General features: G+C 67.7%; 38 protein-coding genes. 36 read left to right on the top strand and 2 right to left on the bottom strand.

What is annotated here, in order from left to right; all coding sequences use genetic code 11:
* Window positions 1–14 precede the first annotated feature (14 nt).
* From rplC to glmM, 35 genes are all read left to right on the top strand, one after another.
* Complete coding sequence (gene rplC, locus ACFWUZ_RS31090; RefSeq protein WP_007265899.1) at window positions 15–659, top strand: 50S ribosomal protein L3; 645 nt, start codon at window positions 15–17, stop codon at window positions 657–659.
* A gap of 4 nt (window positions 660–663) precedes the next feature.
* A complete protein-coding gene (gene rplD / locus ACFWUZ_RS31085; protein WP_384380314.1) occupies window positions 664–1,314 on the top strand; it encodes a 50S ribosomal protein L4 in 651 nt (216 codons plus the stop codon).
* Complete coding sequence (gene rplW, locus ACFWUZ_RS31080; RefSeq protein WP_007265901.1) at window positions 1,314–1,637, top strand: 50S ribosomal protein L23; 324 nt, start codon at window positions 1,314–1,316, stop codon at window positions 1,635–1,637. The genes rplD and rplW overlap by 1 nt, the downstream gene beginning before the upstream one ends.
* Before the next feature lie 39 nt (window positions 1,638–1,676).
* Complete coding sequence (gene rplB / locus ACFWUZ_RS31075; RefSeq protein WP_362583027.1) at window positions 1,677–2,513, top strand: 50S ribosomal protein L2; 837 nt, start codon at window positions 1,677–1,679, stop codon at window positions 2,511–2,513.
* Between the two features lie 12 nt (window positions 2,514–2,525).
* The gene (rpsS, locus tag ACFWUZ_RS31070) at window positions 2,526–2,807 is read left to right on the top strand and encodes a 30S ribosomal protein S19 (RefSeq protein WP_008739713.1); all 282 of its coding nucleotides are present in this window, start codon (window positions 2,526–2,528) and stop codon (window positions 2,805–2,807) included.
* A gap of 43 nt (window positions 2,808–2,850) precedes the next feature.
* Window positions 2,851–3,198: a 50S ribosomal protein L22 gene (gene rplV, locus ACFWUZ_RS31065; RefSeq protein WP_136213228.1), complete on the top strand. Its 348-nt coding sequence runs from the start codon at window positions 2,851–2,853 to the stop codon at window positions 3,196–3,198.
* A complete protein-coding gene (gene rpsC / locus ACFWUZ_RS31060; protein WP_007265905.1) occupies window positions 3,198–4,037 on the top strand; it encodes a 30S ribosomal protein S3 in 840 nt (279 codons plus the stop codon). Before rplV ends, rpsC begins: the two co-directional genes overlap by 1 nt.
* 5 nt (window positions 4,038–4,042) lie before the next feature.
* Window positions 4,043–4,462 carry a 50S ribosomal protein L16 gene (gene rplP, locus ACFWUZ_RS31055; protein ID WP_030026326.1) on the top strand — a complete coding sequence of 140 codons (420 nt, stop codon included), beginning with the start codon at window positions 4,043–4,045 and terminating at the stop codon, window positions 4,460–4,462.
* Window positions 4,462–4,686 carry a 50S ribosomal protein L29 gene (gene rpmC / locus ACFWUZ_RS31050; protein ID WP_008739703.1) on the top strand — a complete coding sequence of 75 codons (225 nt, stop codon included), beginning with the start codon at window positions 4,462–4,464 and terminating at the stop codon, window positions 4,684–4,686. Before rplP ends, rpmC begins: the two co-directional genes overlap by 1 nt.
* Window positions 4,686–4,967: a 30S ribosomal protein S17 gene (rpsQ, locus tag ACFWUZ_RS31045; protein WP_030008467.1), complete on the top strand. Its 282-nt coding sequence runs from the start codon at window positions 4,686–4,688 to the stop codon at window positions 4,965–4,967. The genes rpmC and rpsQ overlap by 1 nt, the downstream gene beginning before the upstream one ends.
* Before the next feature lie 105 nt (window positions 4,968–5,072).
* Window positions 5,073–5,441, top strand: a complete 369-nt coding sequence (gene rplN / locus ACFWUZ_RS31040) for a 50S ribosomal protein L14 (RefSeq protein ID WP_003956455.1) — start codon at window positions 5,073–5,075, stop codon at window positions 5,439–5,441.
* A 2-nt stretch (window positions 5,442–5,443) separates the two neighbouring features.
* Window positions 5,444–5,767, top strand: coding sequence for a 50S ribosomal protein L24 (rplX, locus tag ACFWUZ_RS31035; RefSeq protein ID WP_073912889.1), 324 nt, complete (start codon window positions 5,444–5,446; stop codon window positions 5,765–5,767).
* Window positions 5,767–6,318: a 50S ribosomal protein L5 gene (rplE, locus tag ACFWUZ_RS31030; RefSeq protein WP_384380308.1), complete on the top strand. Its 552-nt coding sequence runs from the start codon at window positions 5,767–5,769 to the stop codon at window positions 6,316–6,318. Before rplX ends, rplE begins: the two co-directional genes overlap by 1 nt.
* Before the next feature lie 5 nt (window positions 6,319–6,323).
* Entirely contained in the window at window positions 6,324–6,509 is a 186-nt protein-coding gene (locus ACFWUZ_RS31025; RefSeq protein WP_003956452.1) for a type Z 30S ribosomal protein S14, read from the top strand.
* A 223-nt stretch (window positions 6,510–6,732) separates the two neighbouring features.
* On the top strand, window positions 6,733–7,131 hold the full coding sequence (gene rpsH / locus ACFWUZ_RS31020; RefSeq protein WP_007265911.1) for a 30S ribosomal protein S8: 399 nt from the start codon (window positions 6,733–6,735) through the stop codon (window positions 7,129–7,131).
* Between the two features lie 20 nt (window positions 7,132–7,151).
* Window positions 7,152–7,691, top strand: a complete 540-nt coding sequence (rplF, locus tag ACFWUZ_RS31015; protein WP_362395173.1) for a 50S ribosomal protein L6 — start codon at window positions 7,152–7,154, stop codon at window positions 7,689–7,691.
* A gap of 2 nt (window positions 7,692–7,693) precedes the next feature.
* Window positions 7,694–8,077, top strand: a complete 384-nt coding sequence (gene rplR / locus ACFWUZ_RS31010) for a 50S ribosomal protein L18 (protein ID WP_030008471.1) — start codon at window positions 7,694–7,696, stop codon at window positions 8,075–8,077.
* A 45-nt stretch (window positions 8,078–8,122) separates the two neighbouring features.
* Window positions 8,123–8,728: a 30S ribosomal protein S5 gene (gene rpsE, locus ACFWUZ_RS31005; RefSeq protein WP_030298218.1), complete on the top strand. Its 606-nt coding sequence runs from the start codon at window positions 8,123–8,125 to the stop codon at window positions 8,726–8,728.
* A complete protein-coding gene (rpmD, locus tag ACFWUZ_RS31000; protein WP_053682614.1) occupies window positions 8,728–8,910 on the top strand; it encodes a 50S ribosomal protein L30 in 183 nt (60 codons plus the stop codon). Before rpsE ends, rpmD begins: the two co-directional genes overlap by 1 nt.
* A 1-nt stretch (window position 8,911) precedes the next feature.
* Entirely contained in the window at window positions 8,912–9,367 is a 456-nt protein-coding gene (rplO, locus tag ACFWUZ_RS30995; RefSeq protein ID WP_030008473.1) for a 50S ribosomal protein L15, read from the top strand.
* A gap of 187 nt (window positions 9,368–9,554) precedes the next feature.
* Entirely contained in the window at window positions 9,555–10,871 is a 1,317-nt protein-coding gene (secY, locus tag ACFWUZ_RS30990) for a preprotein translocase subunit SecY (protein WP_384380303.1), read from the top strand.
* The gene (locus ACFWUZ_RS30985) at window positions 10,871–11,518 is read left to right on the top strand and encodes an adenylate kinase (protein ID WP_384380300.1); all 648 of its coding nucleotides are present in this window, start codon (window positions 10,871–10,873) and stop codon (window positions 11,516–11,518) included. The genes secY and ACFWUZ_RS30985 overlap by 1 nt, the downstream gene beginning before the upstream one ends.
* 96 nt (window positions 11,519–11,614) lie before the next feature.
* Window positions 11,615–12,451, top strand: a complete 837-nt coding sequence (map, locus tag ACFWUZ_RS30980) for a type I methionyl aminopeptidase (RefSeq protein ID WP_384380296.1) — start codon at window positions 11,615–11,617, stop codon at window positions 12,449–12,451.
* A gap of 140 nt (window positions 12,452–12,591) precedes the next feature.
* The gene (infA, locus tag ACFWUZ_RS30975) at window positions 12,592–12,813 is read left to right on the top strand and encodes a translation initiation factor IF-1 (RefSeq protein WP_003956442.1); all 222 of its coding nucleotides are present in this window, start codon (window positions 12,592–12,594) and stop codon (window positions 12,811–12,813) included.
* A gap of 74 nt (window positions 12,814–12,887) precedes the next feature.
* On the top strand, window positions 12,888–13,001 hold the full coding sequence (gene rpmJ, locus ACFWUZ_RS30970; protein ID WP_003956441.1) for a 50S ribosomal protein L36: 114 nt from the start codon (window positions 12,888–12,890) through the stop codon (window positions 12,999–13,001).
* A gap of 201 nt (window positions 13,002–13,202) precedes the next feature.
* Window positions 13,203–13,583, top strand: coding sequence for a 30S ribosomal protein S13 (gene rpsM, locus ACFWUZ_RS30965; RefSeq protein WP_030710357.1), 381 nt, complete (start codon window positions 13,203–13,205; stop codon window positions 13,581–13,583).
* A 54-nt stretch (window positions 13,584–13,637) separates the two neighbouring features.
* Window positions 13,638–14,042 carry a 30S ribosomal protein S11 gene (gene rpsK / locus ACFWUZ_RS30960; protein WP_003956432.1) on the top strand — a complete coding sequence of 135 codons (405 nt, stop codon included), beginning with the start codon at window positions 13,638–13,640 and terminating at the stop codon, window positions 14,040–14,042.
* 139 nt (window positions 14,043–14,181) lie between these two features.
* The gene (locus ACFWUZ_RS30955) at window positions 14,182–15,204 is read left to right on the top strand and encodes a DNA-directed RNA polymerase subunit alpha (protein WP_007265920.1); all 1,023 of its coding nucleotides are present in this window, start codon (window positions 14,182–14,184) and stop codon (window positions 15,202–15,204) included.
* Window positions 15,205–15,302: 98 nt separating this feature from the next.
* Window positions 15,303–15,779, top strand: a complete 477-nt coding sequence (gene rplQ, locus ACFWUZ_RS30950) for a 50S ribosomal protein L17 (RefSeq protein ID WP_384380293.1) — start codon at window positions 15,303–15,305, stop codon at window positions 15,777–15,779.
* 112 nt (window positions 15,780–15,891) lie between these two features.
* Window positions 15,892–16,743, top strand: coding sequence for a tRNA pseudouridine(38-40) synthase TruA (truA, locus tag ACFWUZ_RS30945; protein WP_384380290.1), 852 nt, complete (start codon window positions 15,892–15,894; stop codon window positions 16,741–16,743).
* Window positions 16,744–16,776: 33 nt separating this feature from the next.
* Entirely contained in the window at window positions 16,777–18,405 is a 1,629-nt protein-coding gene (locus ACFWUZ_RS30940; RefSeq protein ID WP_384380287.1) for an ABC-F family ATP-binding cassette domain-containing protein, read from the top strand.
* A gap of 67 nt (window positions 18,406–18,472) precedes the next feature.
* Window positions 18,473–19,729, top strand: a complete 1,257-nt coding sequence (locus ACFWUZ_RS30935; RefSeq protein ID WP_384380284.1) for a glycosyltransferase family 87 protein — start codon at window positions 18,473–18,475, stop codon at window positions 19,727–19,729.
* 232 nt (window positions 19,730–19,961) lie between these two features.
* Window positions 19,962–20,405 (top strand): 50S ribosomal protein L13, encoded by a 444-nt coding sequence (gene rplM, locus ACFWUZ_RS30930; protein ID WP_008739660.1) that lies wholly within the window; start codon window positions 19,962–19,964, stop codon window positions 20,403–20,405.
* Window positions 20,406–20,447: 42 nt separating this feature from the next.
* Window positions 20,448–20,969 (top strand): 30S ribosomal protein S9, encoded by a 522-nt coding sequence (gene rpsI, locus ACFWUZ_RS30925; protein WP_384380280.1) that lies wholly within the window; start codon window positions 20,448–20,450, stop codon window positions 20,967–20,969.
* Between the two features lie 155 nt (window positions 20,970–21,124).
* Window positions 21,125–22,483 (top strand): phosphoglucosamine mutase, encoded by a 1,359-nt coding sequence (gene glmM / locus ACFWUZ_RS30920; RefSeq protein WP_384380276.1) that lies wholly within the window; start codon window positions 21,125–21,127, stop codon window positions 22,481–22,483.
* A gap of 12 nt (window positions 22,484–22,495) precedes the next feature.
* Here glmM and ACFWUZ_RS30915 read toward each other — a convergent pair whose 3' ends face one another.
* Both ACFWUZ_RS30915 and coaA read right to left on the bottom strand, forming a co-directional pair.
* Window positions 22,496–23,458, bottom strand: a complete 963-nt coding sequence (locus ACFWUZ_RS30915; RefSeq protein WP_384380274.1) for a DUF389 domain-containing protein — start codon at window positions 23,456–23,458, stop codon at window positions 22,496–22,498.
* 23 nt (window positions 23,459–23,481) lie between these two features.
* On the bottom strand, window positions 23,482–24,531 hold the full coding sequence (gene coaA, locus ACFWUZ_RS30910) for a type I pantothenate kinase (RefSeq protein WP_384380271.1): 1,050 nt from the start codon (window positions 24,529–24,531) through the stop codon (window positions 23,482–23,484).
* A 296-nt stretch (window positions 24,532–24,827) separates the two neighbouring features.
* Here coaA and ACFWUZ_RS30905 point away from each other — a divergent pair, with 296 nt between their 5' ends.
* Complete coding sequence (locus ACFWUZ_RS30905; RefSeq protein ID WP_384380268.1) at window positions 24,828–25,595, top strand: hypothetical protein; 768 nt, start codon at window positions 24,828–24,830, stop codon at window positions 25,593–25,595.
* Window positions 25,596–25,618: the final 23 nt, after the last annotated feature.

Raw genomic sequence — 25,618 nt, 5'->3', positions numbered from 1 at the left:
GAGGCGTCGAGAAGATGGCAAAGCAGATCAAGGGCGTCCTGGGCGAGAAGCTCGGCATGACCCAGGTCTGGGACGAGAACAACCGTGTCGTCCCGGTGACCGTCGTCAAGGCCGGGCCCTGTGTCGTTACCCAGGTCCGTACGAACGACATCGACGGCTACGAGTCGGTCCAGATCGCCTTCGGCGAGATCGACCCGCGCAAGGTGAACAAGCCCCTCAAGGGCCACTTCGCCAAGGCCGACGTGACCCCCCGCCGCCACCTGGTGGAGCTCCGCACCTCCGACGCCAGCGAGTACACGCTCGGCCAGGAGATCACTGCTGAGGTGTTCGAGTCCGGCGTCAAGGTTGACGTCACGGGCAACAGCAAGGGCAAGGGCTTCGCCGGTGTCATGAAGCGGCACAACTTCCGGGGCCTCGGCGCCGGTCACGGTGTGCAGCGCAAGCACCGCTCCCCCGGTTCGATCGGTGGCTGCGCCACCCCTGGGCGTGTCTTCAAGGGCATGCGCATGGCTGGTCGCATGGGCAACGAGCGCGTCACCACCCAGAACCTGACCATCCACGCGGTTGACGCGGAGAAGGGTCTGCTCCTCATCAAGGGCGCAGTCCCCGGTCCGAACGGCGGCCTCGTCCTGGTCCGTACCGCGGCCAAGGGGGCTTGAGGTAATGAGCACCATTGACATCCTTTCGCCGGCAGGCGACAAGGCCGGTACCGTCGATCTCCCCGCGGAGATCTTCGACGCGAAGACCAGCGTTCCGCTGATCCACCAGGTCGTTGTCGCCCAGCTGGCAGCTGCCCGTCAGGGCACGCACAAGACCAAGACCCGTGGCGAAGTCCGTGGTGGTGGCCGCAAGCCGTACCGCCAGAAGGGCACCGGCCGCGCCCGTCAGGGTTCGACCCGCGCTCCGCAGTTCGCAGGCGGTGGCGTCGTCCACGGCCCGCAGCCGCGTGACTACTCGCAGCGGACCCCCAAGAAGATGAAGGTCGCCGCCCTCCGCGGTGCCCTCTCGGACCGCGCGCGTCACTCCCGCATCCACGTCGTCACCGGCGTGGTCGAGGGTGCCGCCTCCACGAAGGCCGCCAAGACGCTGTTCGGCAAGATCTCGGAGCGCAAGAACCTGCTCCTGGTCGTCGAGCGTGCCGACGAGGCCGCGTGGCTGTCCGCCCGCAACCTGCCCCAGGTTCACATCCTGGAGCCGGGCCAGCTGAACACGTACGACGTGATCGTCTCTGACGACGTGGTCTTCACCCAGGCCGCGCTCGAGTCCTTCGTGTCTGGCCCCAAGGCCGACGAGACCGAAGGGAGCGACGCCTGATGTCTGAGGCGACCGTTACCAGCAAGACCTTCACTGACCCGCGCGACCTGCTGATCAAGCCGGTTGTCTCGGAGAAGAGCTACGCGCTGCTGGACGAGAACAAGTACACGTTCATCGTCGCGCCCGGCGCCAACAAGACCCAGATCAAGCAGGCCGTGGAAGCGGTCTTCTCGGTCAAGGTCACCGGGGTCAACACGATCAACCGTCAGGGTAAGCGCAAGCGCACCAAGACCGGTTTCGGCAAGCGCGCCAACACCAAGCGCGCCATCGTGACCCTTGCCGAGGGCAACCGTATCGACATCTTCGGCGGCCAGGCCTCCTAACGGAGGTCTAGTCGTCCGGAATCGGACGAGGACTGAGAAATGGGTATCCGCAAGTACAAGCCGACGACCCCGGGCCGTCGTGGCTCCAGCGTCGCCGACTTTGTCGAGATCACGCGGTCCACGCCGGAGAAGTCGCTGGTCCGCCCGCTGCACAGCAAGGGCGGCCGTAACAACACCGGTCGTGTGACCGTTCGCCACCAGGGTGGTGGCCACAAGCGCGCCTACCGCGTGATCGACTTCCGTCGTCACGACAAGGACGGCGTGCCGGCCAAGGTCGCGCACATCGAGTACGACCCCAACCGCACCGCGCGCATCGCGCTGCTGCACTACGCCGACGGCGAGAAGCGCTACATCATCGCGCCGCGCGGTCTGCAGCAGGGTGACCGGATTGAGAACGGCCCGACGGCCGACATCAAGCCCGGCAACAACCTCGCGCTCCGCAACATCCCGGTCGGTACCACGATCCACGCGATCGAGCTCCGTCCCGGTGGCGGCGCCAAGTTCGCGCGTTCGGCTGGTGCCTCCGTACAGCTGCTGGCGAAGGAGGGCGTCATGGCCCACCTGCGCATGCCGTCCGGTGAGATCCGTCTCGTCGACGCGCGCTGCCGCGCCACGGTCGGCGAGGTCGGCAACGCCGAGCAGTCGAACATCAACTGGGGCAAGGCCGGCCGCATGCGCTGGAAGGGCGTTCGCCCGTCCGTCCGCGGTGTCGCGATGAACCCGGTTGACCACCCGCACGGTGGTGGTGAGGGCAAGACCAGTGGTGGTCGCCACCCGGTCTCCCCGTGGGGTCAGAAGGAGGGTCGTACTCGCTCGCCGAAGAAGGCTTCGAGCAAGTACATCGTCCGCCGCCGCAAGACGAACAAGAAGCGCTAGGAGCGGGTTTAGATGCCGCGCAGTCTCAAGAAGGGGCCCTTCGTCGACGACCACCTCGTAAAGAAGGTGGACGTCCAGAACGAAGCCGGCACCAAGAACGTCATCAAGACCTGGTCCCGTCGCTCGATGATCATCCCCAGCATGCTGGGTCACACCATCGCGGTGCACAACGGCAAGACCCACGTCCCGGTGTTCGTCACCGAGTCGATGGTCGGCCACAAGCTCGGCGAGTTCTCGCCGACTCGCACCTTCCGCGGCCACGTCAAGGACGACCGGAAGTCGAAGCGCCGCTAAAGGCGGGGTGGTTACGACTATGACTTACACCGAAGGGACAACCATGGAAGCCAGGGCCCAGGCGCGGTACATCCGCGTCACGCCCATGAAGGCCCGCCGAGTGGTGGACCTTATCCGTGGCATGGATGCCACGGAGGCTCAGGCGGTCCTGCGTTTCGCCCCGCAGGCCGCGAGCGTGCCGGTCGGCAAGGTGCTGGACAGCGCCATTGCCAACGCCGCACACAACTACAACCACCCGGACGCTTCTTCGCTGTTCATCAGCGAGGCGTTCGTGGACGAGGGCCCGACCCTGAAGCGGTTCCGTCCGCGTGCGCAGGGCCGTGCCTACCGGATCCGCAAGCGGACCAGCCACATCACCGTGGTCGTCAGCAGCAAGGAAGGTTCCCGGTAATGGGCCAGAAGGTAAACCCGCACGGGTTCCGGCTCGGCATCACCACCGACTTCAAGTCGCGTTGGTACGCCGACAAGCTGTACAAGGACTACGTCAAGGAAGACGTCGCCATCCGTCGGATGATGACGTCCGGCATGGAGCGCGCCGGCATCTCGAAGGTTGAGATCGAGCGCACCCGTGACCGCGTGCGTGTGGACATCCACACCGCTCGTCCGGGCATCGTCATCGGCCGCCGTGGCGCCGAGGCCGACCGCATCCGCGGTGACCTCGAGAAGCTCACGGGCAAGCAGGTCCAGCTGAACATCCTCGAGGTCAAGAACCCCGAGCTCGACGCTCAGCTGGTTGCCCAGGCCGTTGCCGAGCAGCTCTCCTCCCGCGTCTCCTTCCGTCGCGCCATGCGTAAGAGCATGCAGGGCACGATGAAGGCCGGCGCCAAGGGCATCAAGATCCAGTGCGGCGGCCGCCTCGGCGGCGCCGAGATGTCCCGCTCCGAGTTCTACCGCGAGGGTCGTGTGCCGCTGCACACGCTGCGCGCGAACGTGGACTACGGCTTCTTCGAGGCCAAGACCACCTTCGGCCGTATCGGTGTGAAGGTCTGGATCTACAAGGGCGACGTCAAGAACATCGCCGAGGTTCGCGCCGAGAACGCTGCGGCCCGTGCGGGTAACCGCCCGGCCCGTGGCGCCGGCGCTGGCGACCGTCCCGCCGGCCGTGGTGGCCGTGGTGGCGAGCGCGGCGGCCGTGGTGGCCGCAAGCCGCAGCAGGCTGCTGGTGCCGAGGCCCCCAAGGCCGACGCTCCCGCCGCCGCTCCGGCTGAGAGCACCGGAACGGAGGCCTGACCGACATGCTGATCCCTCGTAGGGTCAAGCACCGCAAGCAGCACCACCCGAAGCGCCGCGGTATGGCCAAGGGCGGTACTGAGGTCTCGTTCGGCGAGTACGGCATCCAGGCGCTGACCCCGGCGTACGTGACGAACCGCCAGATCGAGGCGGCTCGTATCGCGATGACCCGCCACATCAAGCGTGGCGGCAAGGTCTGGATCAACATCTACCCGGACCGTCCGCTGACGAAGAAGCCCGCCGAGACCCGCATGGGTTCCGGTAAGGGTTCTCCCGAGTGGTGGATCGCGAACGTGCACCCGGGCCGGGTCATGTTCGAGCTGTCCTACCCGAACGAGAAGATTGCTCGTGAGGCGCTCACCCGCGCTGCTCACAAGCTTCCGATGAAGTGCCGGATTGTTCGGCGCGAGGCAGGTGAGTCGTGATGGCGACGGGAACCAAGGCGTCCGAGCTGCGTGAGCTCGGCAACGAGGAGCTCGTTGGCAAGCTGCGCGAGGCCAAGGAAGAGCTGTTCAAGCTGCGCTTCCAGGCGGCCACGGGTCAGCTGGAGAACAACGGCCGGCTCAAGTCCGTCCGTAAGGACATCGCTCGCATCTACACCCTGATGCACGAGCGTGAGCTCGGTATCGAGACGGTGGAGAGCGCCTGATGAGCGAGAACAACGTGACTGAGAAGACCGAGCGCGGTTTCCGCAAGACCCGTGAGGGTCTGGTCGTCAGCGACAAGATGGACAAGACCGTCGTCGTCGCCGTCGAGGACCGCGTGAAGCACGCCCTGTACGGCAAGGTCATCCGCCGTACGAACAAGCTCAAGGCGCACGACGAGCAGAACGCTGCCGGCGTCGGCGACCGCGTCCTCATCATGGAGACGCGTCCGCTGTCGGCGAGCAAGCGCTGGCGCATCGTCGAGATCCTCGAGAAGGCCAAGTAATTATCTGAGGGGTTTCCCTCAGATTCGTTCCGCCAGGCTCGGTGGGGGCGAAGCTCTCCGGAGTGGAGCCCCCGCCGGGAACCGGCAGACAAACAGGAGATAGACGTGATCCAGCAGGAGTCGCGACTGCGTGTCGCCGACAACACTGGTGCCAAGGAGATCCTTTGCATCCGTGTTCTCGGTGGCTCCGGTCGCCGCTACGCGGGCATCGGTGACGTCATCGTCGCCACCGTCAAGGACGCGATCCCCGGTGGCAACGTGAAGAAGGGTGACGTCGTCAAGGCGGTCATCGTTCGCACCGTCAAGGAGCGCCGCCGCCAGGACGGCTCGTACATCCGCTTCGACGAGAACGCCGCCGTCATTCTGAAGAACGACGGCGACCCTCGCGGCACCCGTATCTTCGGCCCCGTCGGCCGTGAGCTGCGCGAGAAGAAGTTCATGAAGATCATCTCGCTCGCGCCGGAGGTGCTGTAAGCATGAAGATCAAGAAGGGCGACCTGGTCCAGGTCATCACCGGTAAGGACAAGGGCAAGCAGGGCAAGGTCATCGTTGCCTTCCCCGCTGAGAACCGTGTCCTCGTCGAGGGTGTCAACCGGGTCAAGAAGCACACCAAGGCCGGCCAGACCGCTGGTGGCTCGCAGACCGGTGGCATCGTGATCACCGAGGCGCCGATCCACGTCAGCAACGTTCAGCTGGTTGTGGAGAAGGACGGCCAGAAGGTCGTTACCCGCGTCGGTTTCCGCTTCGACGACGAGGGCAACAAGATCCGCGTTGCCAAGCGGACGGGTGAGGACATCTGATGGCTACCACTCCGCGTCTCAAGACGAAGTACCGCGAGGACATCGCGGGCAAGCTGCGTGAGGAGTTCTCCTACGAGAACGTCATGCAGGTCCCCGGTCTCGTGAAGATCGTGGTCAACATGGGTGTGGGCGACGCCGCCCGCGACTCCAAGCTGATCGACGGCGCCATCAAGGACCTGACGACGATCACCGGTCAGAAGCCGGCCGTCACGAAGGCCCGCAAGTCCATCGCGCAGTTCAAGCTGCGCGAGGGTCAGCCGATCGGCTGCCACGTCACCCTCCGTGGTGACCGCATGTGGGAGTTCCTGGACCGTACGCTGTCGCTCGCGCTTCCGCGTATCCGTGACTTCCGTGGTCTGTCGCCGAAGCAGTTCGACGGCCGTGGCAACTACACCTTCGGTCTCACGGAGCAGGTCATGTTCCACGAGATCGACCAGGACAAGATCGACCGTACCCGGGGTATGGACATCACCGTGGTCACCACGGCGACCAACGACGCTGAGGGCCGCGCGCTCCTTCGTCACCTCGGCTTCCCCTTCAAGGAGGCGTAAGCGAGATGGCGAAGAAGGCTCTCATCGCGAAGGCTGCCCGCAAGCCCAAGTTCGGTGTGCGTGCGTACACCCGCTGCCAGCGCTGCGGTCGCCCCCACTCCGTGTACCGCAAGTTCGGCCTGTGCCGCGTCTGCCTTCGTGAGATGGCTCACCGTGGCGAGCTGCCGGGCGTGACCAAGAGCTCCTGGTAAATCACCCTCGTCCGCAAGGACTTGGGCGTTACCAGGCACTCTCGGTAAGCATCTGGACGGTGGGTGCCCGGCCGCGCATGCCTTAGGCTTGTGTGGTTGGGCGTCCGCCGCCCATAACGACTTACTACGCCGTAGGTCCCCGCACCGCACCCGTCCCGCCACTGAGTGGGGAGAGGGATGGCGCATACAGGAAACCCCGGCGAGAGAGGCCGAAGGCCACTTCATGACCATGACTGACCCGATCGCAGACATGCTCACGCGTCTGCGTAACGCTAACTCGGCGTACCACGACACCGTCGTGATGCCGCATAGCAAGATCAAGTCGCACATCGCAGAGATCCTCAAGCAGGAGGGTTTCATCACCGGCTGGAAGGTCGAGGACGCCGAGGTCGGCAAGAACCTCGTCCTCGAGCTGAAGTTCGGGCCGAACCGCGAGCGCTCCATTGCGGGCATCAAGCGGATCTCGAAGCCCGGTCTGCGCGTGTACGCGAAGTCCACCAACCTGCCGAAGGTGCTCGGCGGCCTGGGCGTGGCGATCATCTCCACGTCCCACGGTCTCCTCACCGGCCAGCAGGCAGGCAAGAAGGGCGTAGGTGGGGAAGTCCTCGCCTACGTCTGGTAGTCGGGAACGGAGGAAAAGCAATGTCGCGAATCGGCAAGCTCCCCATCCAGGTTCCCGCCGGTGTGGACGTCACCATCGATGGCCAGACGGTTGCTGTGAAGGGCCCCAAGGGTTCCCTCGCGCACACCGTTAAGGCGCCCATCGCAGTCGTCAAGGACGAGGACGGCGTTCTGAACGTCACCCGCCCGAACGACGAGCGTCAGAACAAGGCCCTGCACGGCCTGTCCCGCACGCTGGTGGCGAACATGATCACCGGTGTGACCACGGGGTACGTCAAGGCTCTCGAGATCAGCGGTGTCGGTTACCGCGTGGCCGCGAAGGGCTCCAACCTGGAGTTCCAGCTCGGCTACAGCCACCCGATCCTGGTGGAGGCGCCCGAGGGCATCTCCTTCAAGGTCGAGTCGCCGACCAAGTTCTCGGTCGAGGGCATCGACAAGCAGAAGGTCGGCGAGGTCGCCGCCAACATCCGCAAGCTGCGGAAGCCCGACCCGTACAAGGCCAAGGGTGTCAAGTACGCCGGCGAAGTCATCCGCCGCAAGGTCGGAAAGGCTGGTAAGTAGCCATGGCATACGGTGTGAAGATCGCCAAGGGCGACGCGTACAAGCGCGCTGCCAAGGCTCGCCGCCACATCCGCATCCGCAAGAACGTCTCGGGTACGGCGGAGCGTCCGCGCCTCGTCGTGACGCGTTCCAACCGCAACATCGTTGCTCAGGTCATCGACGACCTCCAGGGTCACACCCTGGCGTCGGCGTCGACCCTGGACGCTTCGATCCGCGGTGGCGAAGGCGACAAGAGCTCGCAGGCCCAGGCTGTCGGCGCGCTCGTCGCCGAGCGTGCCAAGGCCGCGGGTGTCGAGACCGTCGTGTTCGACCGCGGTGGCAACCGATACGCCGGGCGCATTGCCGCTCTGGCTGACGCCGCCCGCGAAGCCGGGCTGAAGTTCTAAGCCCCGGTTCCGGGACTCACGGACGTAACAGAGAGAGGTAATCCAATGGCTGGACCCCAGCGCCGCGGAAGCGGTGCCGGTGGCGGCGAGCGGCGGGACCGGAAGGGTCGCGACGGTGGCCCTGCCGCCGAGAAGACCGCTTACGTTGAGCGCGTTGTCGCGATCAACCGCGTCGCCAAGGTTGTCAAGGGTGGTCGCCGCTTCAGCTTCACCGCGCTGGTCGTGGTGGGCGACGGTGACGGCACGGTAGGTGTCGGTTACGGCAAGGCCAAGGAAGTTCCCGCGGCCATCGCCAAGGGTGTCGAGGAAGCCAAGAAGAACTTCTTCAAGGTTCCGCGCATCCAGGGCACCATCCCTCACCCGATCACGGGCGAGCGTGCCGCGGGCGTCGTGCTCCTGAAGCCGGCTTCCCCCGGTACCGGTGTTATCGCCGGTGGCCCGGTGCGCGCCGTTCTGGAGTGCGCCGGCGTTCACGACATCCTGTCGAAGTCGCTCGGCTCGTCGAACGCGATCAACATCGTGCACGCGACCGTTGCTGCGCTCAAGGGCCTGCAGCGTCCCGAGGAGATCGCGGCTCGCCGTGGTCTGCCCCTCGAGGACGTCGCTCCCGCGGCTCTGCTGCGTGCGCGTGCCGGGGCGGGGGCTGCGTAATGGCTCGCCTCAAGATCACGCAGACCAAGTCGTACATCGGCAGCAAGCAGAACCACCGCGACACTCTGCGTTCGCTCGGGCTCAAGCGCCTGAACGACGTGGTCGTCAAGGAGGACCGCCCCGAGTTCCGCGGAATGGTGCAGACCGTCCGCCACCTCGTGACGGTTGAGGAGGTTGACTAACATGGCTGAGAACAGCCCGCTGAAGGCCCACAACCTCCGTCCCGCCCCCGGTGCCAAGACCGCGAAGACCCGTGTCGGTCGTGGTGAGGCGTCGAAGGGTAAGACGGCCGGTCGTGGTACGAAGGGCCAGAAGGCCCGTTACCAGATCCCGCAGCGCTTCGAGGGTGGGCAGATGCCCCTCCACATGCGCCTGCCGAAGCTCAAGGGCTTCAAGAACCCGTTCCGCACCGAGTTCCAGGTGGTCAACCTGGACAAGCTCGGCGCTCTCTACCCCGAGGGTGGAGAGGTCACGGTGGCCGACCTGGTCGCCAAGGGCGCGGTGCGCAAGAACAGCCTCGTCAAGGTCCTGGGCCAGGGCGAGATCTCCGTGGCGCTGCAGGTTTCGGTTGACGCCGTCTCCGCCTCCGCCAAGGAGAAGATTGCCGCTGCCGGCGGCACTGTCACCGAGCTCGTCTAAGACGAATCCAGTGGCTAAATAGTTCGAAACCCGACCGGGGATGCCTCACATATGGGGCATCCCCGGTTGGTCGTTCCACGGGAGGCACACTCGCCGGTAAGGTGGCGTGCACCTTTGCTTTGTCGTATACGTCGATCCCTCAGACCGTCACCTCTGACGCAGTAGCGCGGGGGTCGCAGGAGGCACCGTGCTCACCGCGTTCGCCCGGGCGTTCAAGACGCCCGACCTGCGCAAGAAGCTGCTCTTCACGCTCGGCATCATCGTGCTGTTCCGGCTCGGGTCCCACATCCCGGTACCCGGCGTGAGCTACAAGAACGTTCAGATCTGTGTGGACCAGATGGGGAGTGGCAACAACAGCCTCTTCGGTCTCGTCAACATGTTCAGCGGCGGTGCGCTGCTGCAGATCACGATCTTCGCGCTCGGCATCATGCCGTACATCACGGCGAGCATCATCCTGCAGCTGCTGACCGTGGTCATCCCGAAGCTGGAGACCCTCAAGAAAGAGGGCCAGTCCGGCACGGCGAAGATCACCCAGTACACGCGCTATCTGACGGTCGCACTCGCGATCCTGCAGGGCACCGGCCTCGTCGCCACTGCCCGCACTGGTGCCCTGTTCCAGGGCTGCCAGGTCGCCAGCCAGATCGTCCCGAACCGGTCGATCTTCACCACCGTCGTCATGGTCGTGACCATGACCGCCGGTACCTGTGTCGTCATGTGGCTCGGTGAGCTCATCACCGACCGCGGCATCGGCAACGGCATGTCGATCCTGATGTTCATCTCGATCGCCGCCGGCTTCATCAGCGCTCTGTGGGCGATCAAGGTCCAGGGCAAGATCGCCGACGGCTGGGTCGAGTTCGGTGTCGTGATGCTCGTCGGCCTCGCGATGGTGGGCCTGGTGGTCTTCGTCGAGCAGGCGCAGCGCCGGATCCCCGTCCAGTACGCGAAGCGCATGATCGGACGCCGTGCCTACGGCGGTACCTCGACCTACATCCCGCTCAAGGTGAACCAGGCGGGCATCATCCCCGTCATCTTCGCCTCGTCGCTGCTCTACATCCCGGCGCTGGTCGTACAGTTCAGCGGTTCCACCGCGGGCTGGGCCACCTGGATCAACAAGCACTTCGTCAAGGGCGACCACCCGTACTACATCGCGGTCTACTTCCTCCTGATCGTCTTCTTCGCGTTCTTCTACGTGGCGATTTCCTTCAACCCCGAGGAAGTTGCAGACAACATGAAGAAGTATGGTGGGTTCATCCCGGGTATCCGCGCCGGTCGACCTACCGCCGAGTACCTGAGCTACGTACTCAACCGGATCACCTGGCCGGGGTCGCTGTACCTGGGTCTCATCGCTCTTGTGCCGACGATGGCGTTGGCGGGCTTCGGAGCGAACCAGAACTTCCCGTTCGGCGGGACGAGCATCCTCATCATCGTGGGTGTCGGTCTGGAAACCGTGAAGCAGATCGAGAGCCAGCTCCAGCAGCGTAATTACGAAGGGTTCCTCCGCTGATGCGTATCGTCCTCGTCGGACCGCCCGGTGCGGGCAAGGGAACGCAGGCCGCGTTCCTTGCAAAGAACCTGTCGATCCCGCACATCTCCACGGGCGACCTGTTCCGGGCCAACATCAGCCAGGGCACCGAGCTCGGCAAGAGCGCGAAGTCGTACATGGACGCCGGTGAGCTGGTGCCGGACTCGGTCACCATCGGCATGGCCAAGGACCGGATGGAGCAGCCCGACGCCGCGAACGGCTTCCTGCTCGACGGCTTCCCCCGGAACCTCTCGCAGGCCGAGGCGCTCGACGAGATCCTCAAGGCGGCCGCCCTGAGCCTGGACGCCGTCCTCGACCTGGAGGTCGAGGAGGACGAGGTCGTCAAGCGCATCGCGGGCCGCCGGACCTGCCGCAAGGACTCCGCGCACGTCTTCCACGTGACGTACGCGCCGCCGAAGGCGGAGGGCGTCTGCGACCACTGCGGCGGCGAGCTGTACCAGCGCGGTGACGACTCCGAGGACACGGTCCGCAACCGGCTGTCGGTCTACCACGCGGAGACCGAGCCGATCATCGACTACTACAAGGCCCAGGGCCTCGTGTCCACGATCCCCGCCCTCGGTGAGGTCGCGGAGATCACGAGGCGCGCCATGGACGCCCTCAAGAAGTAGTCACCCCCTTGCTGTGCACGTACGGCCGCGGTGTCCCCAGGACATCGCGGCCGTACTGTTGAGAAGACCCGTTCCGAAGCTGGAAGGCCCTTTCCCATGGTCCAGATCAAGACCCCCGAGCAGATCGCGAAGATGCGTGAGGCAGGGCTGGTCGTCGCCGCGATCCACGCGGCGACCCGGGAGGCGGCCGTCCCGGGTGCCACGACACGGGATCTGGACATGGTGGCCCGCAAGGTGATCGCGGACGCCGGGGCGAAGTCGAACTTCCTCGGGTACGGCGGCTTCCCCGCGACCATCTGCACCTCGGTGAACGAGGTCGTCGTCCACGGCATCCCGGACGACAAGACGGTCCTCAAGGACGGCGACGTCATCTCGATCGACGCGGGTGCGATCGTGGACGGCTGGCACGGCGACGCCGCCTACACGGCCTTCGTGGGCTCTGGGCACGCCCCTGAGCTCCTGGAGCTCTCCCGGGTGACCGAGGAGTCCATGTGGGCGGGCATCGCCGCCATGAAGCTCGGCAACCGCCTCGTGGACATCTCCAAGGCGATCGAGCAGTACATCCGCCGCCAGCCGCGGCCGGCCACCGGCAAGTACGGGATCATCGAGGACTACGGCGGCCACGGCATCGGGTCCGAGATGCACATGGACCCCCACCTCCTGAACTACGTCTCGCGCAAGCGCGGCAAGGGGATCAAGCTGGTCCCGGGCGTCTGCCTGGCGATCGAGCCGATGGTCTCGCTGGGCACCGCCCAGACGGAGGTCCTCGCGGACGACTGGACGGTCATCACCACGGACGGCACCTGGTCCTCGCACTGGGAGCACTCCATCGCCCTGACGGAGGCCGGCCCCATCGTGCTGACCAGCCCGGACTGCGGCAAGGCGAAGCTGGCGGAGTACGGGGTCACCACGGCCCCGGACCCCCTCGGTTAATGATCTAGACTCTGGGGCAAACTTTCCGGATTCGTCTTTCGGGATGCCCTGACGTAGACTGACTCGTCGGCTCTGTTGCACCCCCATGCCTGCATGGGGCACACGGAGCCGATCAAGGTAGCCGATTCGAAGGGCGAAGCGTGGCCAAGAAGCAAGGTGCCATCGAGATCGAGGGCACCGTGATCGAGTCCCTCCCGAACGCGATGTTCAAGGTGGAACTGCAGAACGGTCACAAGGTCCTCGCGCACATCAGCGGAAAGATGCGCATGCACTACATCCGCATCCTCCCGGATGACCGGGTCGTCGTGGAGCTGTCTCCGTACGACCTGACGCGTGGCCGGATCGTCTACCGATACAAGTAGATCTTGTCCTCACTCCCGCTTGGGCGTCTTGTCCCTGCGCGGGTGGTGGCACTGACCCGGAGAACCTCACCAACATGAAGGTCAAGCCGAGCGTCAAGAAGATCTGCGACAAGTGCAAGGTGATCCGCCGTCACGGCCGGGTCATGGTCATCTGCGACAACCTGCGCCACAAGCAGCGCCAGGGCTGACGCACGCCGACCGACCTGCCTTCCGCAGTTCTTCGCGCGACGTAAGAAAACGTACATACGCAGAACCCGCCCAGCCCTGTGAAGGGCCGGCGGTACCTCCGGCGGGGGCCGGGGACCCGGACGTACCACTCACCCACTTTCGGGTGGTCGGCGGTCGGGGTCGGTTCTGCGGAAGACCCCCGAACACACAGGAGCCATTGAATGGCACGCGTTTCCGGTGTTGACATCCCGCGCGAAAAGCGCGTGGAGATCGCACTCACCTACGTCTTCGGTATCGGGCGCACCCGGTCCAAGGAGATCCTCGCCTCCACCGGCGTGAACCCGAACACCCGCGTTCGTGACCTGGCCGAAGAGGACCTGGTCAAGATCCGCGAGTACGTGGACGCCAACCTCCGTACCGAGGGTGACCTCCGCCGCGAGATCCAGGCCGACATCCGTCGCAAGGTCGAGATCCAGTGCTACCAGGGCATCCGCCACCGTCGTGGCCTGCCGGTGCACGGTCAGCGCACCAGCACGAACGCGCGTACCCGCAAGGGCCCGCGTCGCGCGATCGCCGGTAAGAAGAAGCCGGGCAAGAAGTAGTCCTGTTCAGCGGTCTTGCGCTGTAGGACCGACCACCTCCCGTAGGAGATTTAGATGCCCCCCAAGGGTCGTCAGGGCGCTGCCAAGAAGGTGCGCCGCAAGGAAAAGAAGAACGTCGCTCACGGGCACGCCCACATCAAGAGCACGTTCAACAACACCATCGTCTCGATCACGGACCCCTCGGGCAACGTGATCTCCTGGGCCTCCGCCGGCCACGTCGGCTTCAAGGGCTCGCGCAAGTCCACCCCCTTCGCCGCGCAGATGGCCGCCGAGTCGGCCGCCCGCCGCGCGCAGGAGCACGGCATGCGCAAGGTCGACGTCTTCGTCAAGGGTCCGGGCTCCGGCCGCGAGACCGCGATCCGCTCCCTCCAGGCCACCGGCCTCGAGGTCGGTTCGATCCAGGACGTCACCCCCACCCCGCACAACGGCTGCCGTCCGCCGAAGCGCCGCCGCGTCTGACGCAGCGGACGCACCTGTGCGTCTTTGAGTGTCCGGGCGGTACGAACTCCTTCGGGGGGACGTACCGCCCGTACCCTTGCTGTATGCAGTGACCGTCGGACGTCAAATAGTGGGCGTCCACGAAAGAAGGAACACAGACATGCTTATCGCTCAGCGTCCTTCGCTGACCGAAGAGGTCGTCGACGAGTACCGCTCGCGGTTCGTGATCGAGCCGCTGGAGCCGGGCTTCGGTTACACCCTCGGCAACTCCCTGCGCCGCACCCTGCTGTCCTCGATCCCGGGTGCCGCTGTCACCAGCATCCGCGTGGACGGCGTCCTGCACGAGTTCACCACCGTGCCGGGCGTCAAGGAAGACGTCACCGACATCATCCTCAACATCAAGCAGCTGGTCGTCTCCTCGGAGCACGACGAGCCGGTCGTGATGTACCTGCGCAAGCAGGGTCCCGGCCTGGTCACCGCTGCCGACATCGCGCCCCCGGCCGGTGTCGAGGTGCACAACCCGGACCTCGTCCTCGCCACGCTCAACGGCAAGGGCAAGCTGGAGATGGAGCTGACCGTCGAGCGCGGTCGCGGCTACGTCTCCGCCGTCCAGAACAAGCAGCTGGGCCAGGAGATCGGCCGCATCCCGGTCGACTCCATCTACAGCCCGGTCCTCAAGGTCACCTACAAGGTCGAGGCGACCCGAGTCGAGCAGCGCACCGACTTCGACAAGCTGATCGTCGACGTCGAGACCAAGCAGGCCATGCGCCCGCGCGACGCCATGGCGTCCGCCGGCAAGACCCTGGTCGAGCTGTTCGGTCTGGCCCGCGAGCTCAACATCGACGCCGAGGGCATCGACATGGGCCCGTCCCCGACGGACGCCGCCCTGGCCGCCGACCTGGCGCTGCCGATCGAGGAGCTGGAGCTCACGGTCCGCTCGTACAACTGCCTCAAGCGCGAGGGCATCCACTCCGTGGGTGAGCTCGTCGCCCGCTCCGAGGCCGACCTGCTCGACATCCGCAACTTCGGTGCGAAGTCGATCGACGAGGTCAAGGCGAAGCTGGCCGGCATGGGCCTGGCGCTCAAGGACAGCCCGCCCGGATTCGACCCGACCGCCGCCGCCGACGCCTTCGGTGCCGACGACGACGCGGACGCCGGTTTCGTCGAGACCGAGCAGTACTGAGCCCCGGCTCGCACAGCAAGACTTTCCCGGGGCGTCCGCCACGGGGGAACTGACACCGGTACCTGACACGGCCGGTGCAGATATGAAGGAGTAACACCATGCCGCGTCCCGCAAAGGGTGCCCGTCTGGGCGGCAGCGCCGCGCACGAGAAGCACCTCCTCGCGAACCTCGCGAAGGCGCTCTTCGAGCACGGCCGCATCACCACCACCGAGGCCAAGGCCCGCCGCCTGCGTCCCTACGCCGAGCGTCTGGTCACCAAGGCCAAGAAGGGCGACATCCACAACCGTCGCCTGGTGCTGCAGACGATCACGGACAAGAGCATCGTGCACACGCTGTTCACCGAGATCGCCCCGCGCTACGAGAACCGCCCCGGTGGTTACACGCGCATCACCAAGATCGGCAACCGTCGTGGCGACAACGCCCCGATGGCCGTCATCGAGCTGGTCGAGGCCCTGACGGTCGCCCAGCAGGCCACCGGTGAGGCCGAGGCCGCCACCAAGCGCGCGGTCAAGGAGGCGGAGGCCAAGGCCGAGGCCACCGAGACCGAGGCCGGCGAGGAGACCAAGGAGGCCTGATCCCGCTCCGGGATCGAGCTTGCTTGATCGGCTCTGAACGGGCCCGCCCCTTCCGGGGCGGGCCCGTTCTGCATGTGCGGTGCATTTCGGTGTTCTTGAGAGGATCGCTCACGTGAGTGACGAGGTGGAGCCCGGTCACGTCCGGGTGCGGCTGGACCTGAGCTACGACGGCAAGGACTTCTCCGGCTGGGCGAAGCAGCGCGTGCTGCGGACCGTGCAGGGCGAACTGGAGTCGGCCCTGCAGACCGTGATGCGGCTGTCCGAGCCGGTCGAGCTGACCGTCGCCGGGCGCACCGACGCCGGGGTGCACGCCCGCGGCCAGGTCGCCCAGTTCGACCTGGCCGAGGAGGTGTGGGCCGAACACCACGGCAAGCTGCTGCGCCGCCTCGCCGGGCGGCTGCCGCACGACGTACGGGTCTGGAAGGCCGCCGAGGCCCCCCAGGGCTTCAACGCGCGGTTCTCGGCCGTCTGGCGTCGGTACGCGTACCGGGTGGGGGACCACCAGGGCGGCGTCGACCCGCTGCGCCGCGGGCACGTGCTGTGGCACCAGTGGCCGCTGGACGTGGACGCCATGAACGAGGCCTCCGCCGCACTGCTCGGCGAGCACGACTTCGCCGCGTACTGCAAGAAGCGCGAGGGCGCCACGACCATCCGTACGCTCCAGCAGCTGAGCTGGGAGCGGGCCGAGGACGGGATCGTCACCGCGACCGTCCGGGCCGACGCCTTCTGCCACAACATGGTCCGTTCGCTGGTGGGCGCGCTGCTGCACGTCGGGGACGGGCACCGGCCCACCGACTGGCCGGGCACGGTGCTGGCCGCCGGCGTACGGGACTCCTCCGTGCACGTGGTCAAGCCGCACGGGCTGACCCTGGAGGAGGTCGGCTACCCCGCCGACGAGCTGCTGGCCGCGCGCAGCAAGGAAGCGCGCAACCTGCGGACCCTGCCGGGGGCGGGCTGCTGCTGACCGGTTTGGGCGGACCGGGGCCCGGCCTGGACAATGCGCGGCATGGGACATCTCGAAGCCAGCCACCTGGAGTACTACCTTCCCGACGGGCGGGTCCTGCTCCCCGACGTCTCCTTCCGGGTGGGGGAGGGGGCGGTCGTCGCGCTCGTGGGAGCGAACGGGGCCGGCAAGACCACCCTGCTGAAGCTCATCTCCGGTGAGCTCCAGCCGCACGGCGGCGCGGTCACCCTCAGCGGCGGGCTCGGCGTGATGTCGCAGTTCGTGGGCTCCGTACGGGACGGGACGACCGTGCGGGACCTGCTGGTCTCGGTGGCCCCGCCGCGGCTCCGGGAGGCCGCGAAGGCCGTGGACCGCGCCGAGCAGCTGATCCTCACGGTCGACGACGAGGCCGCGCAGATGGCGTACGCGCAGGCCCTCAGCGACTGGGCGGACGTCCAGGGCTACGAGGCGGAGACCCTGTGGGACGTGTGCACCATGGCCGCCCTGGCCGTCCCGTACGACACCGCGCAGTTCCGCGAGGTGCGGACGCTGTCCGGGGGTGAGCAGAAGCGGCTGGTCCTGGAGGCGCTGCTGCGCGGTCCGGACGAGGTGCTGCTGCTCGACGAGCCGGACAACTACCTCGACGTCCCGGGCAAGCGGTGGCTGGAGGACCAGCTCAAGGCCACCCGCAAGACCGTCCTGTTCGTCTCGCACGACCGCGAGCTGCTGTCCCGCGCCGCCGAGAAGATCATCAGTCTGGAGCCGAGCGCCACGGGGACGGACGTGTGGGTGCACGGCGCCGGCTTCGGGACGTACCACGACGCCCGCAAGGAGCGCTTCGCGCGCTTCGAGGAGCTCAAGCGGCGCTGGGACGAGGAACACGCCCGGCTGAAGGCCCTGGTGCTGCGGCTGCGCAACCAGGCCGCGTCCAGCCCCGACATGGCCTCGCGCTACCGGGCGATGCAGACCCGCTTCCAGAAGTTCGAGGACGCCGGACCGCCGCCCGAGCCGCCGCGCGAGCAGGACATCCGGATGCGGCTCAAGGGCGGCCGTACGGGCGTGCGCGCGCTCACCGTCGAGAACCTCGAACTGACCGGCCTGATGAAGCCCTTCTCCCTGGAGGTCTTCTACGGGGAGCGGGTCGCCGTGCTCGGCTCGAACGGCTCCGGCAAGTCGCACTTCCTGCGGCTGCTGGCGGGCGAGGACGTCAAGCACAGCGGCACCTGGAAGCTGGGTGCCCGGGTGGTTCCCGGCCATTTCGCGCAGACCCACGCGCACCCGGAGCTGTTCGGCCGGACCCTCGTCGACATCCTGTGGACGGAGGCGGCCAAGCCGCTCGGCGCGGCGATGGGCGTGCTGCGCCGGTACGAGCTGGAGCGGCAGGGCGAGCAGCCCTTCGAGAAGCTCTCCGGCGGCCAGCAGGCACGCTTCCAGATCCTGCTGCTGGAACTGGCCGGGACCACGGCCCTGCTGCTGGACGAGCCGACGGACAACCTGGACCTGGAGTCGGCGGAGGCGCTCCAGGACGGCCTGGAGGCGTACGAGGGCACTGTGCTGTGCGTCACGCACGACCGGTGGTTCGCGCGGACATTTGACCGTTACCTGGTCTTCGGTTCCGACGGCGTTGTGCGGGAGACTCAGGAGCCCGTGTGGGACGAACGTAGGGTCGATCGGAAGCGCTAGAGGGGTGTGAGCCCCTCGGCAGAGGCGAGGGAGAGGCGTTGTGGGCCTGCGGCCTAGCATCTGGCTCATGAAGTGGGACGGCCCGGACGCGGGCGCCCGGCCGACCGAGTGGCTGCTGCGGCCCGCCTCACGGTCGTGGCGGGTGCTCTCCCTCGTGGTGCTCCTCGGCATCGCCGTCTCCACCAGCCTGCGGGCGAACTGGGGCTCCGACAACGCCTTCGTGGTGAAGGCGGCCGAGACCCTGCTGGCCGGCGGGTCGCCGTACGAGGACAAGCGCTTCCTCTACCTCCCCAGCGCCGTGCTCATGGCGGTCCCGGAGGCGCTGCTGCCGCAGACCGTGCTGCGCTGGGTGCTGCCGCTCGGGATGACCGCACTGCTGGCGACGGGCTGGTGGGCGGCGCTGAAGCTGTTCTCCGTGCCGCTGCGCTCGCGCCTGGCGGTCGGCGGGTTCGCCCTGTTCGCCCTCGCCTACAAGCCGTACGAAAACCTCGTGCTGATCGGCAACTGGACGGCCATCTCGGCGGCGGCCCTGCCGGTGGCGCTGCTGCTGGCCAGCCGGCGGTCCTGGGTGGCGGCCGGCCTGGTGATCGGGCTGGCGATCGCCTGCAAGCCGATGCTGGTGCCGATCGGGGTGCTCTTCCTGTTCGCCCGGCAGTGGCGGGGGCTGGCGGTGGCGGTGCTGGTCCCGCTGGGCGTGTCGCTGGCCGGGGCACTGATGATGCCCAGCCCGTCGCTGTTCTTCACCAAGACGCTGCCCTTCCTGCTCCAGGGGCAGGACGCGTACGCGCTGCCGTGGGACGCGTCGCCGATCGCGGTCCTGCCGCGGCTGGGGGTGCCCGCGCTGGTGGCGGTGCCGCTGGCGTTCGCCGGGGCCGGGGCCGGGCTGTGGGCGGCCTGGACGCGGTGGCGGCGCACGGAGGATGAGGCGGACGGGGGAGAGCTGCGGCTCGTGGAGACGGCCTGCATGGTGATGCTCGCCGCATTCCTGGTCTCACGGCCGTCCTTCGACCACTACCTGCTGGTGGTGCTGCCGCTGCTGCTGGCCTCGGGGGTGCGGCCGGGCTCGATGCCCCGCTCGCCCTGGTTCTGGCTGGTCCTGACGCCCCAGCTGGCGCTGGTGCCGTGGCCCTCAGAGCTGGCCCAGAAACGGCGTGCCTTCAAGGACTGCGCCACCCTCTGCGGGCTCGCGATCCTGCTGGCGCGTCGTGCGCTGGGCTCGGGTGGGGTTATTCTGAACCCCGTAACAACTGCGGGGTCCCCACCCAGGACCGAACCGGAGTGCGCCGCGAAGCCAGCAGAACCGGCATCGCGGACCGCGTTTTGACCCGTACGGGTCTGCTTGGGTATCCTGCTGGTTTGTTATGCGTATTGGCTTTCTCATTCTCACGTGAAAGGGCCTTGCGCCGGTCCACCGGACCGATGACCAGCGGTTCACACGGGTTGCGTCCCCGATGTGGACGAGGGCTGTCGTGATCGTCCGTGGTGACCCTGTCAGGACCTTCCCACCGGGCTTGCGCCCCATGGGATACCACCACTGAAGAAGCGAAGGCATACGCGTGCGTACGTTCAGCCCCAAGCCCGGCGACATCTCGCGCCAGTGGCTCGTCATCGACGCCCAGGACGTTGTCCTCGGCCGTCTGGCGACCCAGGCCGCTGCCCTCCTGCGGGGCAAGCACAAGCCGACTTACGCCCCCCACATGGACATGGGCGACTTCGTCATCATCGTCAACGCCGACAAGGTGCACCTGTCCGGCAACAAGGCGTCGCAGAAGATGGCCTACCGCCACTCCGGCTACCCGGGCGGTCTCCGCTCGGTGCGCTACGACGACCTCCTGGCGAACAACCCGGAGAAGGCCGTCGAGAAGGCCATCAAGGGCATGCTCCCCAAGAACACCCTGGGCCGTCAGATGCTCTCGAAGCTGAAGGTCTACTCGGGCGACCAGCACCCCCACGCTGCCCAGCAGCCGGTGCCGTTCGAGATCACCCAGGTCGCGCAGTAGTTCCGGCCACCCCCTAAGACGTAGAAAATTCTGAGGAGCATCGTGGCCGAGACCACCGCCGAGACGACCCCCGTCGACGAGTTCGAGGGCAACGTCGAGGAGTACACCAGCGAGTCTGAGGTCGCCGTCGAGGGCGACTACACCTCCGAGTCCCTTGCCGGCCGCTTCGGCGACCCCCAGCCGGCCGCCGGCCTGGGCCGTCGCAAGAACGCCATCGCCCGCGTCCGGATCGTTCCGGGCACCGGCAAGTGGAAGATCAACGGTCGCACCCTCGAGGACTACTTCCCCAACAAGGTGCACCAGCAGGAAGTCAACGAGCCGTTCAAGCTCCTCGAGCTGGACAACCGCTACGACATCATCGCCCGCATCGCGGGTGGCGGCGTCTCCGGTCAGGCCGGCGCCCTGCGCCTCGGCGTGGCCCGTGCGCTGAACGAGGCGGACGTCGAGAACAACCGCCCGGCGCTGAAGAAGGCCGGCTTCCTTTCCCGCGACGACCGTGCGGTCGAGCGCAAGAAGGCCGGTCTCAAGAAGGCCCGTAAGGCTCCGCAGTACAGCAAGCGTTAATCTGCGCCTGCTGTTCTGCAACGAAACCGCCCCGGCAGCACTCTCTGTGCTGCCGGGGCGGTTCGTTTACCGCCACAAGCGGCACATACATGTCACACGCGGTTACAAGCTGTCACAAGCTGTCACAAGCCAAGCGGAAACTCGGGAGGACAACAGTGGGACGACTCTTCGGGACGGACGGTGTACGCGGCGTCGCCAACGCGGATCTGACGGCTGAGCTGGCGCTCGGCCTGTCCGTGGCGGCTGCCCACGTACTGGCCGAGGCGGGCACCTTCGCGGGCCACCGGGCGACGGCCGTGGTGGGCCGCGACCCCCGGGCCTCCGGCGAATTCCTGGAGGCCGCGGTCGTCGCGGGCCTCGCGAGCGCGGGCGTGGACGTCCTGCGCGTCGGTGTGCTGCCCACCCCGGCGGTGGCGTATCTCACCGGTGCGCTGGGCGCCGACCTCGGCGTCATGCTCTCCGCCAGCCACAACGCCATGCCGGACAACGGCATCAAGTTCTTCGCGCGCGGCGGCCACAAGCTCGCCGACGAGCTGGAGGACCGCATCGAGTCGGTCTACGAGGAGCACCGCACCGGCGCTCCCTGGGACCGGCCCACGGGTGCCGGAGTGGGCAGGGTCTCCGACTACATGGAGGGCTTCGAGAAGTACGTCGCCCACCTCATCGGTGTCCTGCCGAACCGCCTCGACGGCCTGAAGATCGTCCTGGACGAGGCCCACGGCGCGGCCGCGTACGTCTCGCCCGAGGCCTTCGCCCGGGCCGGCGCGGAGATCGTCACGATCGGCGCCGAGCCGGACGGCCTCAACATCAACGACGGCTGCGGCTCCACCCACCTGGGCCTGCTGAAGGCGGCCGTCGTCGAGCACGGCGCCGACTTCGGCATCGCGCACGACGGTGACGCCGACCGCTGCCTGGCCGTGGACGGCACGGGCGCCGAGGTCGACGGGGACCAGATCCTCGCCGTGCTGGCGCTCGCCATGCGCGAGGCGGGGCAGCTGCGCGAGAACACCGTGGTCGGCACCGTGATGTCCAACCTGGGCTTCAAGCTGGCCATGGAGGGCGAGGGCATCCAGGTCGTGCAGACCGGGGTCGGCGACCGGTACGTGCTGGAGTCGATGAAGGAGAACGGCTACGCGCTGGGCGGCGAGCAGTCCGGCCACGTGATCATCCTCGACCACGCGACGACCGGCGACGGCACCCTCACCGGCCTGCTGCTCGCCGCGCGCGTGGCGGCCACCGGCCGGTCCCTCGCGGATCTCGCCGGCGTCATGCAGCGGCTGCCGCAGGTGCTGATCAACGTGCCCGACGTGGACAAGTCCCGCGTCACGACCTCCGGCGAGCTGGCGGCGGCCGTCGCCGACGCCGAGCGCGAACTGGGCACCACCGGCCGTGTGCTGCTCCGTCCGTCCGGTACCGAGCCGCTCGTACGGGTGATGGTCGAAGCCGCCGACATCGAGCAGGCCCGCGCGGTCGCCGGACGCCTCGCGGACGTCGTGAAGTCGGCGCTCGGCTAGCAGCGAAGCCCTTCAACGGCCGGGGGCGGAGCTCTTGGCCCGGCGGACCCAGCGATCCTGCTGGGTCCGCCACAGTGCTTTCTGCCCGCACAGGGTCACGATGCCGGCCAGCATGATCCCGCCCAGGTTCAGCAGCAGCTGCTCCGCCGAACCCCACATCTGGGCGAACTCCCCGTAGCTGAGGGCCACGGCGGCGTTCGCGGCGGCCGGGACGGTGGTCACCGAGATCGCCACGCCGACCAGCGCCCCCGACTTCGCGGAGGTCAGGGACAGCACCCCGGCCACACCCGCCAGCAGCGAGACCACGAAGGAGAAGGGGTCCGGCTGCCAGATGAAGCCGGTGTTCGGACGCGGCCTGTCGAGCATGCCGGGCTGGAACTGCCCGATCGCGTCCATGCCGAGGCTGAAGGCGGTGGTGGCGGCCATCGCCGCGGCGAAGCCGGCCAGCAGCGCCCCCAGGGACCGCAGGGCGAGCCGCGGCTCCCGCTGCACGACCCCGACGCAGACCCCCGCGAGCGGGCCGAACTCCGGGCCGACGGCCATCGCACCCACGATCAGGATCGCGTTGTCGAGCACCACGCCGCAGGCCGCGATCATCGTCGCGAGGATCATGAACGCGCAGTAGGTGATGGTGAGCGTGGACTCCTCGTGCGTGGCGTCGGTCAGCTGCTCCCACAGCACGGCGTCGGCGGCCTCGCCCGGAGCCTCCGCCTCGGCCTCCTCGGCCCGCTTCGACAGCGACAGCTCGATGTTCTCGACGGCGATGGAACCGACCTCGTCGAGGCCCAGCCCCTGGAGCTCCTGGATGAGCTCGTCCCCGGCCTCCCGGGCCACGTCGCACAGGACGAGGTCGCCCGCGGGTACGCGCGCCGCGTCCTTCAGTACGACCAGATGGGTGGTACCGACCGTCCTCTCGACGACCGCCACCACCGCCTCCGTCCGGTCGGACGGGGTGATCATCCGCAGATGCAGCATGCCTGCACCCTAGCGGGGCGCGGTCAGAGCTTGCGCAGGCTCAGCTTCTGCACCTTGTGGTCCGGGCCCTTGCGGACGACGAGGGTGGCCCGGCCGCGCGTGGGCGCCACGTTCTCCAGCAGGTTGGGCCGGTTGATGGTCCGCCACATGGTCTGCGCGTACTCCAGGGCCTCCTCCTCCGACACCTGGGTGTACTTGCGGAAGTAGGAGAAGGGGTTCTGGAAGGCCGTCTCGCGCAGCTTCCGGAAGCGGTTGAGGTACCAGCGCTCGATGTCCTCGGGGCGCGCGTCCACGTACACGCTGAAGTCGAAGTAGTCGGCGAGGCCGACCCGGGTCCGGCCGTCCTTGCCCGGGAGGGCCGGCTGGAGCACGTTGAGGCCCTCGACGATCAGGATGTCCGGGCGGCGTACGACGAGCTCCTCGCCCGGGACGATGTCGTAGATCAGGTGCGAGTAGACCGGGGCCCGCACCTCGTCCTTGCCGGCCTTGATGTCGGCGACGAAACGGGTCAGCGCCCGCCGGTCGTACGACTCCGGGAAGCCCTTGCGGGAGGTGAGCCCGCGCCGCTGGAGCTCCTTCATCGGGTACAGGAAGCCGTCGGTGGTGACCAGCTCCACGCGCGGGTGCTCGGGCCAGCGGGCGAGGAGGGCCTGGAGCAGACGGGCCACGGTGGACTTGCCGACGGCCACGGAACCGGCGACCCCTATGACGAAGGGCGTGCCCTGCTGGGAGCCGTGGCCGTTGCCCGCGTCGCCGAGGAAGGTGTTCAGCGTGCCGCGGAGGTTGCTGGTGGCGCCGACGTACAGGTTGAGGAGGCGGGAGAGCGGGAGGTAGACGTCGCGGACCTCGTCGAGGTCGATGACGTCACCGAGGCCGCGCAGCCGCTCGACCTCGTCGGCCGTCAGGGGGAGGGGGGTGCGCTCGCGCAGGGCGCTCCACTCGGCGCGGGTGAGGTCGAGGTAGGGGGAGGCGTCGGGGGTCCGGCGGTGGGCCGGACGTGCGGAAGGCCCGTCCGGGCCGGTGCGCTCCGTTGCGCTGTCCGGCGTGTTGCTTCGTGGCGGCGAAGTGATCACACCGCCATTGTCGGGGCTCGGCGGCGGTTGTGGGTGGTGTGGTCGGTCACGTGCGCAGGGCCGGGGCCCGCCGGGAGCACGGGGCGGCCGGGTGGTGGGGGCGCCGGTCTCGATTGGGGGCAGTGCGGATCTCGCCCCGGTCACGATCGGCGCCGACGGCGGAAAATGTTGATCGGGTGATCGATCCGAGTCGTACATTGTGGATCACCGCGGCCCGGAACTGCTTCCTTCGGGCTGCTCTGACTGATTCCTGTGCACCGTCTGTGCGCTTTCTGTGTTCCTGGGGGAGATCCTTCGTGCGTTCCGCTCTTGTCCGCCGTTCCGTCCTGACCGCCTCCGCGGTGTCCCTGGCCCTGCTGGCCACCGCCTGCGGCGCCGACAAGGCCGAGGACAAGAACGCGGACGCCAAGCCGTCCGCCGCCCCGGCGACCTCCGCCGCGCCCGCCGCCAAGGCGAAGACGGACGCCGAGCTCGGCGGCCTGATCGTGACCAAGGCCGACCTGGCCGCCTACCAGTTCGCCGCCGTCCCGGAGACCGAGGTGAAGGCCGGCGCCGCCGCCTCCAGCGACAAGGCCGAGTGCCTGCCCGTGGTCAAGACGCAGGGCTACGCCCCGGTCGGCACGGCGGCCGGTGTCGCGCGCACCAAGGCCATCGCCGTCCCCAAGACGGACGAGAACGCCACCCCCGACGAGAAGGCCGCGGCCGGTCTGAAGATGCTGGCGGGCACCCGCACCGCCGTCACCCTGGCCTCGTACGAGGGCAAGGGCGCGGAAGAGGCCTTCGCGGCCGTCAAGACCGCCGCCACGGCCTGCGCGGCCGGCTTCACCCTGACCATGGAGGGCGAGAACACCAAGATCGACAAGGTGGCGTCCGGTACCGCGACGGGTGGCGACGAGGCCCTCAGCGTCGCGCTGACGGCAAACGTCGAGGGCGTCCAGGTGACGACCGAGACCGTCGTCGTGCGCAAGGGCAACACCGTCGCGACGCACACCGCGTCGAGCTTCTCGGGACCCGCGGACAAGCCGCAGGCCATCGTCGACGCGCAGGTGAAGAAGCTCGGCTGAGTCCGTTCGAACTGAACGTCAAC

Origin of the sequence: Streptomyces sp. NPDC058646 (assembly GCF_042716875.1) — a bacterium.
Lineage (GTDB): Bacteria > Actinomycetota > Actinomycetes > Streptomycetales > Streptomycetaceae > Streptomyces.
The sequence above is the reverse complement of the archived record's forward strand: the minus strand, read 5'-3'. Positions and strand labels throughout refer to the sequence as shown.